Origin of the sequence: Microbacterium jepli (assembly GCF_047237905.1) — a bacterium.
Lineage (GTDB): Bacteria > Actinomycetota > Actinomycetes > Actinomycetales > Microbacteriaceae > Microbacterium.
The window spans coordinates 369,209-385,806 of record NZ_JBDFLW010000005.1; the positions used below are offsets into that span (position 1 = coordinate 369,209).

General features: G+C 71.5%; 15 protein-coding genes. 10 read left to right on the forward strand and 5 right to left on the reverse strand.

Features of this window, described 5'->3' with window-relative positions; genetic code table 11:
- Positions 1 to 48 precede the first annotated feature (48 nt).
- Positions 49 to 1,119, reverse strand: a complete 1,071-nt coding sequence (locus ABC304_RS06010; RefSeq protein WP_412929544.1) for a M24 family metallopeptidase — start codon at positions 1,117 to 1,119, stop codon at positions 49 to 51.
- Positions 1,116 to 2,543, reverse strand: coding sequence for a family 43 glycosylhydrolase (locus ABC304_RS06015; protein ID WP_412929545.1), 1,428 nt, complete (start codon positions 2,541 to 2,543; stop codon positions 1,116 to 1,118). Before ABC304_RS06015 ends, ABC304_RS06010 begins: the two co-directional genes overlap by 4 nt.
- Positions 2,544 to 2,708: 165 nt before the next feature.
- Here ABC304_RS06015 and ABC304_RS06020 point away from each other — a divergent pair, with 165 nt between their 5' ends.
- The 5 genes from ABC304_RS06020 (at position 2,709) to ABC304_RS06040 (ending at position 7,488) form a co-directional block, all read left to right on the forward strand.
- Positions 2,709 to 4,022: an ABC transporter substrate-binding protein gene (locus ABC304_RS06020; RefSeq protein ID WP_412929546.1), complete on the forward strand. Its 1,314-nt coding sequence runs from the start codon at positions 2,709 to 2,711 to the stop codon at positions 4,020 to 4,022.
- Between the two features lie 61 nt (positions 4,023 to 4,083).
- Entirely contained in the window at positions 4,084 to 5,052 is a 969-nt protein-coding gene (locus tag ABC304_RS06025) for a carbohydrate ABC transporter permease (RefSeq protein WP_412929547.1), read from the forward strand.
- Complete coding sequence (locus ABC304_RS06030; protein ID WP_412929548.1) at positions 5,049 to 5,975, forward strand: carbohydrate ABC transporter permease; 927 nt, start codon at positions 5,049 to 5,051, stop codon at positions 5,973 to 5,975. The genes ABC304_RS06025 and ABC304_RS06030 overlap by 4 nt, the downstream gene beginning before the upstream one ends.
- The gene (locus ABC304_RS06035; protein WP_412929549.1) at positions 5,972 to 6,586 is read left to right on the forward strand and encodes a hypothetical protein; all 615 of its coding nucleotides are present in this window, start codon (positions 5,972 to 5,974) and stop codon (positions 6,584 to 6,586) included. Before ABC304_RS06030 ends, ABC304_RS06035 begins: the two co-directional genes overlap by 4 nt.
- Complete coding sequence (locus ABC304_RS06040) at positions 6,583 to 7,488, forward strand: nucleoside hydrolase (RefSeq protein ID WP_412929550.1); 906 nt, start codon at positions 6,583 to 6,585, stop codon at positions 7,486 to 7,488. Before ABC304_RS06035 ends, ABC304_RS06040 begins: the two co-directional genes overlap by 4 nt.
- 33 nt (positions 7,489 to 7,521) lie before the next feature.
- Here the strand turns inward: ABC304_RS06040 and ABC304_RS06045 are convergent, their stop codons facing one another.
- Positions 7,522 to 7,683: a hypothetical protein gene (locus ABC304_RS06045; protein ID WP_412929551.1), complete on the reverse strand. Its 162-nt coding sequence runs from the start codon at positions 7,681 to 7,683 to the stop codon at positions 7,522 to 7,524.
- 136 nt (positions 7,684 to 7,819) lie between these two features.
- A complete protein-coding gene (locus tag ABC304_RS06050; RefSeq protein ID WP_412929552.1) occupies positions 7,820 to 8,839 on the reverse strand; it encodes a LacI family DNA-binding transcriptional regulator in 1,020 nt (339 codons plus the stop codon).
- A 120-nt stretch (positions 8,840 to 8,959) separates the two neighbouring features.
- On the opposite strand from ABC304_RS06050, the gene ABC304_RS06055 reads away from it, so the two are divergent.
- Genes ABC304_RS06055 through ABC304_RS06075 form a run of 5 tightly spaced genes read left to right on the forward strand, consistent with a single transcriptional unit; the run spans position 8,960 to position 14,853 of the window.
- Positions 8,960 to 9,892 (forward strand): NAD-dependent epimerase/dehydratase family protein, encoded by a 933-nt coding sequence (locus tag ABC304_RS06055; RefSeq protein ID WP_412929554.1) that lies wholly within the window; start codon positions 8,960 to 8,962, stop codon positions 9,890 to 9,892.
- Entirely contained in the window at positions 9,889 to 10,815 is a 927-nt protein-coding gene (locus ABC304_RS06060) for a 5-dehydro-4-deoxyglucarate dehydratase (protein ID WP_412929555.1), read from the forward strand. Before ABC304_RS06055 ends, ABC304_RS06060 begins: the two co-directional genes overlap by 4 nt.
- Positions 10,812 to 11,900 (forward strand): mandelate racemase/muconate lactonizing enzyme family protein, encoded by a 1,089-nt coding sequence (locus ABC304_RS06065; protein WP_412929556.1) that lies wholly within the window; start codon positions 10,812 to 10,814, stop codon positions 11,898 to 11,900. Before ABC304_RS06060 ends, ABC304_RS06065 begins: the two co-directional genes overlap by 4 nt.
- Before the next feature lie 8 nt (positions 11,901 to 11,908).
- Positions 11,909 to 13,357 carry an aldehyde dehydrogenase (NADP(+)) gene (locus tag ABC304_RS06070; RefSeq protein WP_412932846.1) on the forward strand — a complete coding sequence of 483 codons (1,449 nt, stop codon included), beginning with the start codon at positions 11,909 to 11,911 and terminating at the stop codon, positions 13,355 to 13,357.
- Positions 13,354 to 14,853 (forward strand): apiosidase-like domain-containing protein, encoded by a 1,500-nt coding sequence (locus ABC304_RS06075; RefSeq protein WP_412929557.1) that lies wholly within the window; start codon positions 13,354 to 13,356, stop codon positions 14,851 to 14,853. The genes ABC304_RS06070 and ABC304_RS06075 overlap by 4 nt, the downstream gene beginning before the upstream one ends.
- On the opposite strand, the gene ABC304_RS06080 is transcribed toward ABC304_RS06075, so the two are convergent.
- Positions 14,837 to 16,585: a D-apionate lactonase family protein gene (locus tag ABC304_RS06080; RefSeq protein WP_412929560.1), complete on the reverse strand. Its 1,749-nt coding sequence runs from the start codon at positions 16,583 to 16,585 to the stop codon at positions 14,837 to 14,839. The genes ABC304_RS06075 and ABC304_RS06080 overlap by 17 nt on opposite strands.
- Between the last annotated feature and the right edge of the window lie 13 nt (positions 16,586 to 16,598).

Below are 16,598 nucleotides of genomic sequence, written 5' to 3' on the forward strand. Positions count from 1 at the left end.
CGGGTCCTTCGGTGAGGGGAGCGGATGCCGCCGAGTGCACGGCGGCGGTCACAGCGGGAGCTCCAGGGGGCGCGGCACACCGTCGACGTCCGTCTCGGGCCAGACGCCGTCCCGGGTGAGGACGGTCACGCGGCCGCCGTCCAGGAGAACGGTGTCCTCGATCTTGCGGGCGTGCGCGGTCGGATTCCACGCGAACGCCTGTCCGTCCTGGACCAGCTCGGTGCCGCGCGGGGAGGCGCGCGGGTCGCGGCCCGCGTAACCGGCCGCTCCGCCCTGGTGGTGGCGGGTCCACTCGTCCGGAGCGAACCCGTGCCGGGGGTAGGCGGCCGCGATCTCCGACAGCACCTCGCCGAGCGTCGCGCCGTGCCGTGTCGCGCGGAACGCGTCGGACTCGACGGCGCGCAGCGCGGCGTCCCCGTCGGCCTCCGCGGTGGCCGCAGGCCCGAAGCGCACCCAGCGGGTGGCGTTGGAGATGAGACCGTCACGACGCGCGCAGACCACGACCATCGCGCGCGTGCCCAGCGTCGCCGAGGTGGGGAGCGGGTGGCGGTGGTGCAGGCGTGAGGCACCGGCGACCATCACCACGACCGGATCGGCCCCCCGCGCGACGAGCGCCGCGCTGAGCCGGCCTGCCAGCGCGCGCTCGGTCTCGTCGGGGACCGCCCGCATCAGCTCGGCGGTGAGGGCCTCGGCGGTGTCCCGGCAGAGGGCCGCGTAACGACGGCGCTCGCCCGGCAGCAGAACCGCTCGCGCGGCGCGCAGCGGCCCGGCCAGCGACTCCTCCGCCCACGCCGGGCCGTGGCGCTCGTCCACGAGCGGGGCGTGCCAGTCCACCGCCTCGACGGCGACACCGGGCGGCAGCTCCTCGGCCACCAGCCGCTCCGCCTCGTTGGCGAAGACGCGCACGAGGTCGCCCGCCGCGTCCACCCGTACCGCCGCCACGGGCGGTCCGAGGAGGCTTGTGTGCACCCGCGAGCCGTCGAGATACCAGGACAGGGCAGGAGAGGAGGTCAGCCACACCGCATCGGCCCCGGCCCCGGCGAGCACGTCGAGGACGCGACGGCGCTTGACCGCGCGATCCGCCGACGTCGAGGTTTCACGACCGGCAACGGAGGTCATGCGCTCACCTCCACTGCACCGAAGACCGCGTGACCGGGCCCTCGCGCGGCGAGGCCCCACTCGGCACCCGTCCAGCGACGGCCGGTGAGGACGAAGGGATCGCCCGCCGTCCTCCCGTCCACCGTGAACGAGGCTCGGTCGCCGTCAATGCGGAGTCCGAGGCGCACGCCGGCGGATGCGGCAGCCACAGGGCGGACGCGGATTCCCTCGTCGGTGTGCTCGAGGATCTCGACGCGGCCCCCGTGCTCGGTCAGGTGCGCGACGAGCTCGCGGACGATGCCGTCGTGGACCGTCAGCGACGCGGCGGCATCCTCCACGCCCAGCACCGGCACCTGGGTGTGGGGGTGGTCGCCGTCGACGGGACGCAGGAGGGCACCCGTCGCCGTTCCGGCGATCCGTACCCGTCCGCCTCCGACAGCGGTGACCAGCTCGGTGCGGGATGCTCCTCGGGAGTGCCATCCGGCGTCCACGACACGGCCGGTGAAGTCGTCGATCTGTCGCGTGGGTGGCGGTGGCACGGTGCCCGCCCGTGGCGTGTCCCAGACGGCGACCGGCTCGCCGGGGCGGTCGGGATCGCCGATCTCAGGCCACCCGTCGTCCCCCCACCGCAGCGGCTGCAGGTGCAGCACCCGTCCGAGCGGTCCGGCGGCCTGGAAGTGCGCGAACCACTCCTCGCCGTCGTCGCCCGTCACCCAGGCGCCCTGGTGCGGGCCGTTCACCCGCGTGCCGCCCTGCGCGAGCACCGTGCGGTGCTCCCACGGGCCTTCCCACGACGGAGCGCGGAAGACGTACTGCCACCCTGTCGCGACGCCGCCGGCGGGCGCGAAGATCCACAGGCGATCTTCCCGCCGGTAGACCTTCGGCCCCTCGAGCACGGTGCAGCCGGGGATCGCGTCTCCGTCGATGATCGTCCGCGAGGGGGTGCGCGCCGTGGTGAGGTGCGGGTCCGCCTCGAAGACGTCGATGCGGTTCGCGAAGCCGGCGCGCGAGCGCGCGTAGCCGTGCACGACGAGCGCCCGATCCTGGTCGTCGTCCCAGATCGGGCAGGCGTCGATGAGCCCCCGTCCGGCGAGGAGGACGCGGGGAGCGTTCCACGGCCCCTCCAGCGACGGCGCCTCGACGACGAGGACGCCGATGTCGGGGTCGCCCCACACGACGTAGAGCACGCCGTCACGCTCGCGGATGCTCGGCGCCCACACGCCGCCGTCGCCGGGGGCATCGGCTCGGTGACCGCCGGCGAAGCCCATGGCACGCCAGGTCATCAGGTCGTCCGATCGCCACAGCGGGAGGCCGGGAGCGCGATCGAAGCTCGAGGCGACGAGTGCCCATCCGCCCGCGCGGAGAGGGGTGATGTCGGGATCCGGCACGTCGTGATGCAGGAGCGGATTGCGGAAGCGCTGGCGCGCGCGGGGTTCGGTGGGCATCGTCGCCTTTCTGTCGTGCAGGCTCTCGAAGATGTGTTGGCACACGGGGGACCTGCTGATACAGTACGTGAGAAACCGGTTTCTGGAAACCGGTCTCTGCGCCGCTCGGCATCGATCGGCACCCCACGCACCCGGGTCCACCGGCTCAAAGAGGAGTTGCTTCAGATGACATACACACCCTTCACCCGCGGCCTGCGGCTGACCGGATTCGGCGCCCTCGCGCTCGGCCTCGTCGTGGGCACCTCGGCGTGCTCGGGCGCTGCCGCCCCGTCCGACGGCGCCTCCGAGGGAGGCGATGTGACCATCTCCTTCCAGTGGTGGGGCAACGACGAGCGCGCTGAGCTGACCGAGGCGGCGATCGATCTCTTCGAGGAGCAGAACCCGGGCGTCACGGTGGAGACGTCGTTCTCCGCGATCGATTCCTACATCCCCAAGCTCGCCACCCAGATCGCCTCCGGCTCCCAGCCCGACCTCTTCCTGATCCCGATGGAGTCGGTGAAGGAGTACACCCAGAAGCAGGCGACCTCCGACATCTCGCCCTACATCGGCGACATCATCTCCGTCGACGACATCCCCGAGGCCACGCAGCGGATCGGTGAGATCGACGGCGCGACCTACGGCTTCACGCTGGGCACCGCCACCTACGGGTGGGCGTACGATCCGAACGTCTGGGCCGATGCGGGACTCGATACGCCCGATGAGAACTTCACGTGGGACGACCTGAAGGACGCCGGTGAGGCGATCCGGGCGGCCAGCGGCGGAGCGAAGGCCGCCATCAGCGACCCCGGCGGCTACATCGCGCTCTTCTCGGTATGGCTCCGCCAGCAGGACAAGCTGCTGTTCACGGAGGACGGCGAGCTCGGCTTCGAGGAGCGTGACCTGAAGGGGTGGTTCGACCTGATGCAGGAGCTGCGTGACTCGGGGGCCACCACCGACCCGCAGACGACCTCGACGATCGACCAGAGCATGCAGAACTCGGGCTTCGCGCGGGGCCTGTCGGCGGGGGAGTTCATCGCCGCCTCGATCACCGGCGCCTTCGTGGACACCCTCGGGGAGGGCAACGTGGCGCTGGCGCCGATGCCCACCGACACCGGGACCATCGGCCTCAGCATGGCGGGCACCAACGTCGCGGCGATCTCGCCCAAGTCGGCCCACCCGGAGACGGCGGCGAAGTTCCTCGACTTCCTGATCAACGATCCCGAGGGCTCGAAGATCCTTGGCCTCACCCGCGGCATCCCGCTGAACACCAAGAACTACGAGGCCCTCGCGCCGAGCCTGACCGGCGGCAACAAGATCGTGAACGACTTCGTGCTGCAGTACCAGCCGCAGTTCTCCGACGCAGAGCCGCTCGCGCCGGCCGGTGTCAGCACCCTGCCTGCCGACTTCACCCTCGCCTACGAGAACGTGATCTTCGGACAGCAGTCCAACGCCGACGCGGCCAAGAGCCTCTACGCGACCTTCACCTCCGCGATCCGGTGATCGATCACCGGCCGCCGGGCATCGGCCCGGCGGCCGGTCCTCTCCGTACGAAAGGACGCTCATGACGGTCACAGAACCGGCGATCAGCGCCGGAGCGGTGCCCCCGCCCTACACTTCGGCGTCGCGGCCCCGCCGTCGCCGCCCGGCCGGCACGTCGCGCGGAGCGGCGTGGGTGTTCCTGTCGCCGTGGGTGATCGGAGCGGCGCTGCTAACCATCGGTCCGATGATGGCCTCCCTCATCCTCTCCTTCACGGACTACGACCTCTTCACCCAGCCGGAGTTCGTCGGCCTGGACAACTACCAGCGCATGTTCTTCGAGGATCCGCGCTTCTGGAAGTCCGTGGGCGTCACGCTCAACTACGTTCTCGTCGCCGTGCCGCTGAAACTCGCCATCGCCCTCGGCATCGCCCTCCTGCTCAACCGTCCCCGGCGCGGACAGGGGTTCTACCGCTCTGCCTTCTACGCGCCGTCGCTGCTCGGCGCCAGCGTGGCCGTCGCGATCGTCTGGCGCACGCTGTACTCGAACGACGGCGTGGTCGACAACACCCTCAACCTCTTCGGCCTCGACATCGGCGGCTGGATCTCCAATCCCTCCCTGGCGATCTACGTGCTCGTGAGCCTTGCGGTGTGGCAGTTCGGGGCGCCGATGGTCATCTTCCTGGCGGGGCTCAAGCAGGTGCCCTCCGAGTTGTACGACGCCGCGGCGGTGGACGGCGCGGGGAAGTGGCGCACCTTCTGGTCGGTCACCTGGCCGCTGCTGTCGCCGGTGCTGTTCTTCAACCTGGTGCTGGAGATGATCGGCGCCTTCCAGTCCTTCACATCCGCCTACGTCGTCAGCGGCGGTCGGGGTGGACCCATCGATTCGACGCTGTTCTACACGCTGTATCTCTACGACCGCGCCTTCACCGCCTTCGACATGGGCTACGCGTCGGCCATGGCGTGGTTCCTGCTCATCGTGATCGCCATCGTGACGGCCCTCATCTTCCGCAGCTCGCGCGGCTGGGTCCACTACGTCGGAGAAGAGAAATGACCGCCACCCTCCCGCGGGACACCGTCCCGGACGCCACGGCGACCCTCATCACCGGCAAGCCGGTGCCGCGGCGCCGGCCGCGCACCGCTCGCTCGCGCGCGTCGTCCGTCCTCTGGCATGTGTTCTCCTTCGCCCTGCTGGCGCTGCTCCTCTACCCCGTGCTCTGGCTGCTGGGATCGTCGTTCAAGCCGGGTACCGAGATCCTGACCAACCCCACACCGATCCCGCAGCAGTTCACCCTGGAGAACTTCGAGATCGCCGTCCAGGGCGTCGCGGGTCTGAGCCTGTGGCAGCTGCTGGGCAACTCGCTCACGATCTCGGTCCTCAGCGTCGTCGGCAACGTCGTCAGCTGCGCGCTGGCGGCGTACGCCTTCGCGCGACTGAAGTTCCGGGGCCGCGGCGTCCTGTTCGCCTTCATGATCTCGACGATCATGCTGCCCATGCACGTGGTGCTGATCCCGCAGTTCATCATCTTCAACGAACTCGGCATGGTCGGGACTTTCCTGCCCCTCGTCCTGCCGAAGTTTCTGGCGACCGAGGCGTTCTTCGTCTTCCTCATGGTGCAGTTCATCCGCGGCATCCCCCGCGACCTCGACGAGGCCGCCCTCATCGACGGCGCCGGTCCCTACCGAACCTTCTGGTCGGTGATCCTGCCGCTGATGCGTCCCGCACTGATCACCACGACGATCTTCTCGTTCATCTGGAGCTGGGACGACTTCTTCCCCCAGCTCATCTACTTGAACCGTCCGGAGTCCTTCACCCTGCAGATGGGCCTGCGCCTGTTCGTCGACCAGACGAGCGCGTCGGCATTCGGTCCGATGTTCGCGATGAGCGTGCTCGCGATCCTGCCCGTCGTCATCTTCTTCGCCATCTTCCAGCGCTACCTCGTCGACGGAGTGGCGACTTCGGGGATGAAGGGATGACTGCGCCCGCGGCGGCCACGCGAGGTCGGCAGGGGAGCGGTCTGGACCCGCATTCCGACACCTTCCGCTCGTTCTCCGATGTGCTCTACACGGGCGTGCTCCTTTTCGCGCTGTCCCTGCCGGTGCTCACCTGGTTCGCCGCGCTGTCGGCGGGCGCGCAGGCCCTGCGCGAGGCTCGGGAGGGCGACCGACACGTGACCGTCGGCGCCGTGTGGCGACCGTTCGTGCGTCGCCTCCACCGCCACTGGTTCGTGCACGTCATCGCGCCGACCGTGTTCGCGGCGGTCGTGGTGCTCGATGCGCTGATCCTTCCCTTCCTCGGCGCGGGCGAGCTGATGTCGACGCTCGTGCCGGCCCTGCTCGCCTCCGCGGTCGGAGCCGTCGCGCTGCGGGTCGCCGGCGCGTGGCGAGAGGACGTGCCGGCGCGGACCAGTGTCGCGCTCGCCTGGCGACGGATGTCGGAGGATGCCGCGGGTTCCGCCCTGCTGATGCTCGCCGTCGCCGCAGCCGGGGCGATCGTCTCCGTGATCCCCCTGCTCGCCTTCGTCATGGGCGGCCCGCTGGCGCTGGCGGCGGTCGCGATGGACCGATCGGGACGGAGCAGGACGTGATCGTCACGGACACCCGGAGGCGACGGGTCGTCATCGACTCGGACGTGAAGAACGAGGCTGACGATCAGTTCGCGGTGGTCCACGCCCTCCTCTCGCCGAGTCTGGACATCCGCGGCATCATCCCCGCGCACTTCGGCTCGTCGCGGTCGGCCACGTCGATGCTGGACTCCCGGGCGGAACTGGAGCACCTGCTCGCGCTCATGGGACGCACCGGGAGCGTGCGCATCGAGAACGGCTCCCCGGTCTCCCTGTCCGGGCATCCGGAGACCGTCCGCAGTGCCGGTTCGCGCCTCATCGTCGAGGAGGCGCGGCGCACCGACGCGGGACCGCTCTTCATCGCGTTCCTCGGACCGCTCACGGACATGGCGGCCGCGCTCCTCGAGGCGCCCGACATCGCGACGACCGACACGACGGTGATCTGGATCGGCGGGCCTCCGTACGGCGACCGCGAGTGGCGCGGCACCTGGCCGGAGTTCAATCTCCGCAACGACATCGCCGCGGCGAACGTGGTCTTCGGCTCCGGCATCCGCATCTGGCAGGTGCCGGCCAACATTTATCGACTGGTGGGCGTCGGGTACGCCGAGCTGCGACGTCGCGTCGAGCCGCACGGTGCCCTCGGCCGCTATCTCGCTCAAGCCGTCGTCGACTTCAACACCGCGCACCACGGGGTTCCCGTGGAATCCCGGTCCCTGGGGGACTCACCCGCCATCGCCCTGATGCTCGACCCCTGGTGCGCGGTCTTCCGCGCGCAGTCGCCGGTGCGGTTCACGGACTCCGGACACTGCGTCCCGGCCGAGAGCGGCTCGCCCGTGTCCGTCGTCGAGGCCATCGACGTCCGGTACTTCCTCGAGGACATGTTCGCCAAGCTCGCCGAATTCGGCGAGGTGAACGGCACCCGCTGACCGACGCGGCGGCGGGGCCGCCGCGTCGGGGGATCACACGAGGTCGGGCGAAGGCGCGGAGGTGTCGTCGTCGTCGAGCTCGGCCGGAACCTCGCCGGTCTCCTGGCCCATTCCCGCCGCGTCGATCGCCGGGCCGGCGGCTTCGGTGGGTTCGACGATCTGCTGCTCGTCGGCGGGCTCGCGGGTATCGGACATGACGTGCTCCTTCGGTCGGTGGGGCTCCAGCCTGGCCCCGCGCGGCTCCGTCACCGGCGTGCTTGACGCGGGAGCGCGTCAGCGGTAACGCCGTCTGCCGCTCGGAGCGGGCCCGTCGACGCCGCTCCCGCCGAGGTCACCGTGCGCGGCGGGGCGGGGGGCCCGAGCTGTCGCGCGACTGGAGCGTGCCCTCGAGCCAGAGCGGACCCTGCGGTGAGCGCCCCTCCATCGCCTCGTGCAGGCGCTCCCAGACGGCGACGCCCAGCTCGTCCTGCGGCACCGAGACCGTCGTGAGGGCGGGATCGCTGAAGCGGGCGTACGGGATGTCGTCGACGCCGACCACCGACAGGCGCGAGGGCACGTCGATGCCGAGCTCGCGCAGCCGCGACAGCAGCCCGAGCGCGACGAGGTCGTTGTAGGCGACGACGGCGGTCGCTCCGGACTCCAGAACGCGGTCCGCGCCGGCCCAGCCGTCATCGAGGCCCGCGCCGATCGTGAGCCGGTTGATGCGCAGCTCCGGATGCCGTTGCACGGCCGCGTCCAGGGCCGCGATGCGCAACCTGTTGGACGCGCTCGCGGTCGGGCCCCCGAGGTACATGAGATGGCGGTGCCCGAGTCCCTCGAGGTGATCGACGATGAGACCGATGGCCTGGCCGTAGTCCATCGCCACCTGAGGCACGGCCTCGTCGGCGACGATGCGATTGACCAGCGCGAGAGGCGCCGTCGCGCCCACCACCTGCGCGAGCCTGTCGTCGTCCATGCGGGGAGCGCACAGGACGAGCGCGTCGCACCGGCGCCGCGCCTCGATCGCGGCATCCATCTCCGCCGCCGTCTTCTCCTGGGTGTCGCCGACGAGGACGCGGTAGCCGTCCTTCGCCGCGGCACGCGTCACGCCTCGCAGGATCGCCTGGAACATCGGGTTGCCGAGATCGGGGACGACGACCGCGACGGTGTGCGTGCGACCCAGGGACAGGTTGCGCGCGGTCTCGCTCGGGCGGTAGCTGAGTGCGGCGGCGGCGGTGCGCACCCGATCTGCGATGGCGGGTTCGACGGTGCTCAACCCGTTCATCACCCGGGACACGGTCGCACGGGAGACGCCGGCGCGAGCCGCGACATCAGCGATCGTGGCCCGTCGAGACGGCGTCGTGCTGGTCATCGGTCTCCTCGTCGAAAGTCCTGGTTCATTGTGGCGGATGGTTTGCCGATGCCGACGACGTCACGCTAGTGTATCTGAGAAACCGGTTTCTCATCCGGTTCGCGAATCGAGAGGCGACGCATGCGCATCGCAGTGACAGGGGCATCGGGGCGCCTGGGCCGGAGTGTCGTGGACGTGCTCCGCGCCGCCGGGCACGAGGTGCAGGCGATGGACCGCGAGTCGGTCGACGGGGCGGCGGGGGTCGAGGTCGACCTCCGCGACCCTGTCGCGACGCGCGCGGCGCTGACGGCGCTCCACCCGGAGGCGGTGGTGCACCTGGCCGCCATCGCGGTGCCCTTCAGCGCGCCTGAGCGGGAGATATTCACCGTCAACACGTCGATGGCTTTCGACGTGATCGAGGCGGCGGTCGAGGCTGGAGCCTCCCGCGTGCTGGTCGCCTCCAGCCCGACGGTCCTCGGCTACGGCGCTGCGGAGTGGACGCCGTCGCGGCTTCCGCTCGATGAGACGACGCCCGTCGCCCCCGCCCACGCGTACGCCCTGTCGAAGGTCTGCGTCGAGGAGATGGTCTCCGCCTTCGCCCGAGCGGTGCCCGGCGTGCGCTTCGCCGCTTTCCGGCCCTGCTATGTCGTGCCGCCGGAGGAGTGGACCGGAGCCCCCACGCAGCAGGGTCACACCATCATCGAGCGATTGCAGGATCCGGCGCTGGCGGCGGTGTCGCTGTTCAACTACGTCGATGCGCGAGACGCCGGCGAGTTCGTCGCGGCGTGGCTCTTGGCCCTCGATGCGCCGACCGGCGCCTGCTACGTCGTCGGCGCGGAGGACGCCCTCGCGACGGCCCCGCTCAGCGATCTGCTGCCGCTCTTCCACCCCGGCACGGCGGGGGTCGCGGACGTGCTCACCGGCACGAGGCCCGCCTTCGACAGTTCGGCGGCGACGCGCGACACCGGCTGGGTCGCCCGCCGGTCGTGGCGCACGGAGCTGAGCGCCGACGACCTCGCCACGGTGACCGCCGCGCGTCCCGCATCCACCCTCGACCAGAGGATCCTGTCATGACTCTCGCCTTCGCCGACGGCCCGCTCTACTTCCCGGTGACGGCATTCGCGAATGACGGAACCGTGGACCTCGACATGACCGCCCGCGCGCTCGCCGCAGGACTCCAGCACGGCCCGGGGGGCGTGTTCCCGGCGTGCGGGACAGGCGAGTTCCACGCGCTGGCGGCCGACGAGTCACTGGCCGTGGTGCGCGCCGCGGTGCAGGTGGTCCAGCAGTCCGCGACGCCGGTCCCCGTCGTCGCCGGAGTGGGCGGACCGGTCGGCCAGGCGGTGGCCGCGGTCCGCGCGTTGCGAGAGATCGGCGTGGACGGCGTCCTCCTGCTGCCGCCCTACCTCGTCGGCGCCTCGCAGGAGGGACTGATGCACTACGTCGCGGCGGTGGCCGCGGCATCCGACCTGCCCGTCATCGTCTACCACCGCGGGACCGCACGCTTCTCGGCCGCGACCTTCGCACGCCTCCTGCGCGACCAGCCCACCGTCGTGGGATTCAAGGACGGCATCGGCGACGTGGCCCTCGCCCAGGAGATCGTGCTGGCCGCGGGCGCCGTGCGCGAGGACGTCGAGTTCTTCAACGGTCTGCTCACCGCGGAGGCGAGCCAAGCGGCCTACCGCGCCATCGGCATACCGCTGTACTCGAGCGCCGTCTTCGCGATGGCCCCCGCGATCGCCACGGCCTACTACCGCGCCTACACCGCCGGCGACAGCTCAGCCTGCGATCGCCTCCTGCAGGGCTTCTACCACCCGCTGGTCGCGTTGCGCGACACGACCCCGGGCTACGCGGTGTCGCTCATCAAGACCGGAGTGCGCCTCGGCGGGATGCCGGTGGGCGGCGTCCGCGCGCCGCTGACGGACCCCGGACCCGAGCACGTCGCCCGGCTGCGTGAGATCCTCGCGCAGGGCGAGCGGCTCGTCGCCGGCCTGTGAGCGCGATCGCCCGCATCGACCTCCACCGGGTGTCGGTGCGGATGCCGCGGCCCTGGGTGCCCGACGCACCCGACCTGCATCTCGTCCGTGTCGAGGTGGAGGACGCTGACGGACGCAGGGGATCGGGCTTCTCCTGGACGCCGACCATCGGAGCGAGTGCGGTCACGGCGCTTCTCTCGGACGACATCCGCGCCTTCGCCCTCGGGCGCGACGCCGACCCGGAGTCGCTGTGGCCCGACCTCTGGGCTCACCTCCATGAGGCGGGCGGCGGCGGAGTGACGACGATCGCCATGGCGGGGCTAGATCTGGCGCTGTGGGACCTGCGTGCGCGGGATCGCGGGCTGGGACTGCCCGCGCTGCTCGGGCGCCGACACGAGCGGCTCCCCGTCTACGGTTCGGGCGTCAACCTGCACTACAGCGAGGACGAGCTCGCGAATCAGGTGCGTCGGTGGATCGACCGCGGACTCGGCGCGGTGAAGATCAAGGTCGGCCGCCCCTCTCTCGCCGAGGACATCGATCGCGTCGCCCTCACGCGCGAGCTGATCGGGCCGGACCGCGGCCTGATGATCGACGCGAACCAGCGATGGGATCTGGATCGCTCGACCGCGGCCGTCGACGCGCTGAGGTCCTTCGATCCGGCATGGATCGAGGAGCCGCTGCGTGCCGACGACACCATCGGCTTCCGCGAGCTGGCGCGCCGCATCGACGTCCCGATCGCGCTCGGAGAGAACCTGCACACGGTGCATCGATTCCGCGAGGCGATCGAGGGCGGATACGCGGGGGTGCTCCAGCCGAACATCATCCGGGTCGGCGGGATCACGCCCTTCCGGGCGATCGCGGCGCTCGCGGCGGAGGCCGACGTGCCGCTCGCGCCCCATCTCCTCCCCGACCTCTCCGCGCAGGTGGCGGTGTGCCTGGACGCCGCGTGCTGGGTCGAAGACGTCGAGGACGCGGGCTTCGACGCGCTCGGCCTCTTGACGACCCCGTCGCCCGTGCGCATCGAGGGAGCCTGGGCGCACGTGGACGACGTGCACGGCCTGGGACTCGATCTCACCACCACCCCCCAGCTCAAGGAGTCACCGTGACCGCCGAGATCCTCACCGACCCCCGCGACCTCGACGCGGCTCTGGCGCGCAGCGCCGCCGCCGCCGAGGCCTTGCGCCGCATCCCGGACGGCGTCCGAGCGGGATGGCTCGACGCGATCGCCGACGCGCTCGACGCCGCGCGCGACGAGCTGGTTCCGATCGCACAGCGTGAGACGCACCTCGCCGAGGCGCGTCTGGTCGGCGAGGTGTCCCGCACCACGGGTCAGCTGCGCATGCTCGCGGCGGTCGCGCGTGAGGGCTCCTACCTCGAAGCCGTGCTGGATGCGGCCGACCCGGCCGCGACACCCCCTCGACCCGACCTGCGACGCGTGCTCGTGCCCGTGGGGCCGGTCGTCAATTTCGCGGCATCCAACTTCCCGTTCGCCTTCTCGGTCGCAGGCGGCGACACGGCCGCCGCCCTCGCGGCCGGGTGCCCGGTCATCGTCAAGGCGCACAGCGGCCACCGTGAGCTGTCGCGCCGGACGGCGGAGATCGTCGGTGAGGCGCTCGCGCGCGCTGGGGCCCCGGACGGCGTCTTCCACCTCGCCGAGGGGCGCGAGGTCGGAACGGCGCTCGTTGCGCACCCCGTCGTCAAGGCGGGGACCTTCACCGGGTCGGTGGCCGGCGGACGTGCGCTGTTCGACATCGCCTCCGGACGACCCGATCCCATTCCCTTCTACGGCGAGCTGGGCAGCGTCAACCCGGTCGTCGTCGCTCCCGGCGCGGATGCCGCCCGGGACGAGGAGCTCGCGGCGGGTCTCGCCGCCTCCTTCACGCTCGGGGCGGGCCAGTTCTGCACGAAGCCGGGCCTGGTGTTCGTGCCCGAGGGGAGCCGGATCCCCGAGCTCGCGGCCGCGTCCGTCGCGGCCGCCGGCCCCGCGCAGCTTCTGACCGAGTCCATCGCGAACGCCTACGCGGGCGGTTGGGACGAGCTTGCGGCCATCGACGGTGTGGACGTGCTGGCCGTCGCCACCGCCGGATCATCGGGCGTCACTCCGGGCGTGGTCCGCGCTCCGCTCGACACCTTCCTCGCCGAGCCGCGGCTCGGCGAGGAGCTGTTCGGTCCGGCCACGGTGCTGGTCACCTACCCCGACAAAGCCGGCGTCGCCGCTGCGATCCGGGGCCTCGAGGGCAGTCTCACCGGAACGATCCACGCAGAGTCCGACGAAGACATCGCCGAGCTCGTCTCGGCGCTGTCCGACCGGGTCGGGCGGCTGCTGTTCGGCGGGTGGCCGACGGGGGTCGCGGTCACCTGGTCGCAGCACCACGGGGGGCCGTGGCCGGCGACCACGTCGTTGTTCACGTCCGTCGGCGCCACGAGCGTGCGGCGGTTCCAGCGTCCGCTGGCGTTCCAGGACGCCCCCACGTCGGTGCTCCCCGACGCGCTCAAGGACGCCAATCCGCTCGGAATCCCGCGCCGCATCGACGGCGTCCTCACTCCGGGGGCGGCGCGATGACTCCCGTGGACGGCGTGCACGAGATCGTGCTCACGGGGCCGGGGGAGCCGATACCGGCCGACCGCACGCCCGTCGTGGCGCACTTCACGCAGGACGGGACGACCGTGGAGGTCCCCGGATTCTGGGACGGCGACGACCGATACGTCGTGCGCTTCGCGCCCCCGACGGACGGGGAGTGGTCGTGGTCGACGCGCAGTGACGCCGCCGAGCTCGATGGCGCGAGCGGTGCCCTGACCGCCGGCCACCGTACAGGCCCGGGCGGCGTGCGCGTCTCCGCGGTCCACCACTTCGCGCACGCGGACGGGACGCCGTTCCGTCCGGTCGGAGCCACGGCGTACAACTGGCTCCACCAGGAGGAGCCCCTCTTCTCCGAGACGGTCGAGGCGCTGGCGGAGGCCGGCTTCAACAAGTTCCGCTACATGGTGTTCCCCCAGGCCGGCGGCTACGTCGAGCACTTCCCCGAGCTGCTGCCGTTCGAGAGGGGAGCGGATGGCCGGTGGGACGTCTCGCGACCGGTCATCGCGTTCTTCCGCCGCCTCGACGACGCCGTCGCGCAGCTCGGAGCCCGCGGCATCCACTCCGACGTTCTCATCTTCAACGCCTACGACAACGGGCGGTTCGGTCTCGACGAGCTGGCGGAGGAGGAGGATGCCGCGTACCTGCGCTACCTCGTCGCCCGGCTCTCCGCCTCGCCGTACGTGTGGTGGTCGCTGTGCAACGAGTTCGACATCCTCGATCGGCCCACCGAGCGGTGGAACCGGATGGGCGAGCTGCTGGCGGAGATCGATCCGCACCAGCGCCTGCGCTCGATCCACCAGTGGATGCGCTTCCCCGACCACAACCAGCCGTGGGTGACCCACGCCTCGATCCAGAACGGCGCCGCGACCACCGAGTTCGGCCGGGCGTCGCTGTACCGCGATGCGTATCCCAAGCCGATCGTGCTCGACGAGATCAAGTACGAGGGGGACATCCCCGATCGCTGGGGCCACCTCAGCGGCCCGCAGCTGGTGCACCAGTTCTGGATTGCGACGGTCGCCGGGTGCTACGCCAGCCACGGAGAGAGCTTCGTCACCCCCGGCGGCAGTCTGCACATGGTCGAGGGCGGGCGCTTCCGCGGCGAGAGTCCGCCGCGGCTGGGGTTCCTGCGCCGCGTCCTCGACGACCTCACGATTCCAGGACTCGACCCGATCGATCGGTGGGACGACCCGGCCTATGTCGCGGGGTCACCGCGCCGCCAGTACCTGCAGTACCTCGGTCGGTCGGCACCGCACGAGTGGCCGTTCCGGCTCCCTCAGGGCAACCTGGGTGACCGTCTCGAGGTCGGCGACGCCTTCGAGGTCGACGTCATCGACACCTGGAACATGACGGTGACGCCCGTGGGCCGCCGTTTCGTGCTGGACGACGTGCAGCGCAACGACGCCTACGCGACGGGAGCCGAGCCGGTCCCGCTTCCGGCCGGCGAGGCCGTTGCGCTGCGCATCACACGGGTCCCCTGACCCGGCGCCAAGAACGCGCGGGCACCAGGGCCTCGACGGCGGCGGTGCCGTCGACCACGACGGACAGCATGCGAGGCCGCGTGTCGAGGTTCGCCATCAGCAGGGCGGTGGCCGCGGCATCCCGTGCTCCGACCGCCCAGACGAGGGTGTCGGGGCTCGCGCCCCACAGCAGCCGCGCACCGGACAGCGATCGCAGGGCGTCGACGGCCGCGGCGACCGGGTAGGGATCCCCGTCGGCGGAGCGGATGCCGCGGGCACCCCACTCCTCGAAGTACGCGATGCCCGCCACGCCGGGCACGGCCAGGGCGGCAGCGGACGCGATGGTCCAGGCCGCGAGCTCGGCGGAGGTCTGCCGTGGATCGGGCGATCCGGTGAACTCCGCGCCGTACCCATCCGAGAGGTCGTCGCGCACGGGGGCGGGCTCGCGACGCGTGGCCACGTTGTTGAACCGGGCGCGCAGCGTGACAGGCCCGACGTGGACCGGCCGATCGCCGGCGATCTCGACGGCCTGGGCGGCAAGAGCCCGCTGCACGGCGATGGACTCGAAGAGCTGCTCGTCGCCGAGCGTGTGGAAGAGGGGAGTGAGTCCGAACGCGACGGCGTCGACGTCCGCGGGCACGCGCTCCTGCTCGCGGTTGAGCTCGGTGAAGTGCGAGCGCGTGCCACCGACGAGGGCGGGGGAGAGTGCGGCATCTGCCAGGGCGACGCGCAGTGCGGCGACGAGCGCGGGCTCGCTGAGGTGGCTGACGGGGTCGAACACGCCCACCCGTCGCACGGGCAGGCCCACGAGTTCTCGCACAGCGGAGCCGAGTGCCGCCTCGAGCTCGGCGCCGGTCACCGCGCCGGGGGTCTTCGTGCCCCACGGCGCGTCGGCCGTCGGGGGAGCGATGAGTCGCACGTCCAGGGCGGCGGCGGTGCCCGCGGCGCGGGCCAGAGCGGCGCGCCAGTTCGTTGCGGACAGGTCGAGCTCGACCAGGAGCGCTTCGGACGTCACCTCGTGGGGCGCGGGTTCGGGCGCGGAGGCCGCTCCCACCACGATGTCGGGAAAGGTCCCCTCCGCGCGCAGTTCGATGCGGTCGGCCCCGCGGGCGCCGACTGCCGTCGCCGCCCCGGCGGCCCGCACCGTGACCGATTGCGCGACGCGCTCGCCGGCGGCGAGGTCGTACGGGAACGGCAGGTCGAGCGGGCGGCTGTACGTCTTGTACGAGGCGTCGGTCCAGTTGCGCTGGTCCTCCATCTCGAACACGTCGCCGCCGAACGCCAGGTCGACCTCGACGCCGTCGACCGCCCACGCCAGTCCGGCGATGTCGAACACGGGCTGATGCGGGCTGACGGCGCGGGGGAACGCGGTCGACTCCTGCCCGCCGCCCGCGTGCACGACCCGCAGCGGGACACCGGCGAGGCGGTGCGGATGCAGCACCACGAGTCCGACGCGGTTCGTGCGGAACGCCGCGCGCGACTCCGCGTCGAAGGTGACGGACACCACATCGCCGTCCGCGCGGACCGTCACGTCACCCGCGACGTCGGCGCCGAGGTCGGTCCACGTCACCGCGAGAGTCAGCGAGTCCGGACCTTCGTCGATGCGCGAGATCTCCGGAGTGGCCGTCGCCCAATCGGCGTCGCGGACGACGGCACGGATGCTGCGCAGCACCACGACGCCGCGCCAGGCGAGATCGGCGATCTCGTCGGCGCGGCGGTCGAAGCTCCAGTCGCCCCAGGTCGTGACGGCCATGTCATGGACGCGA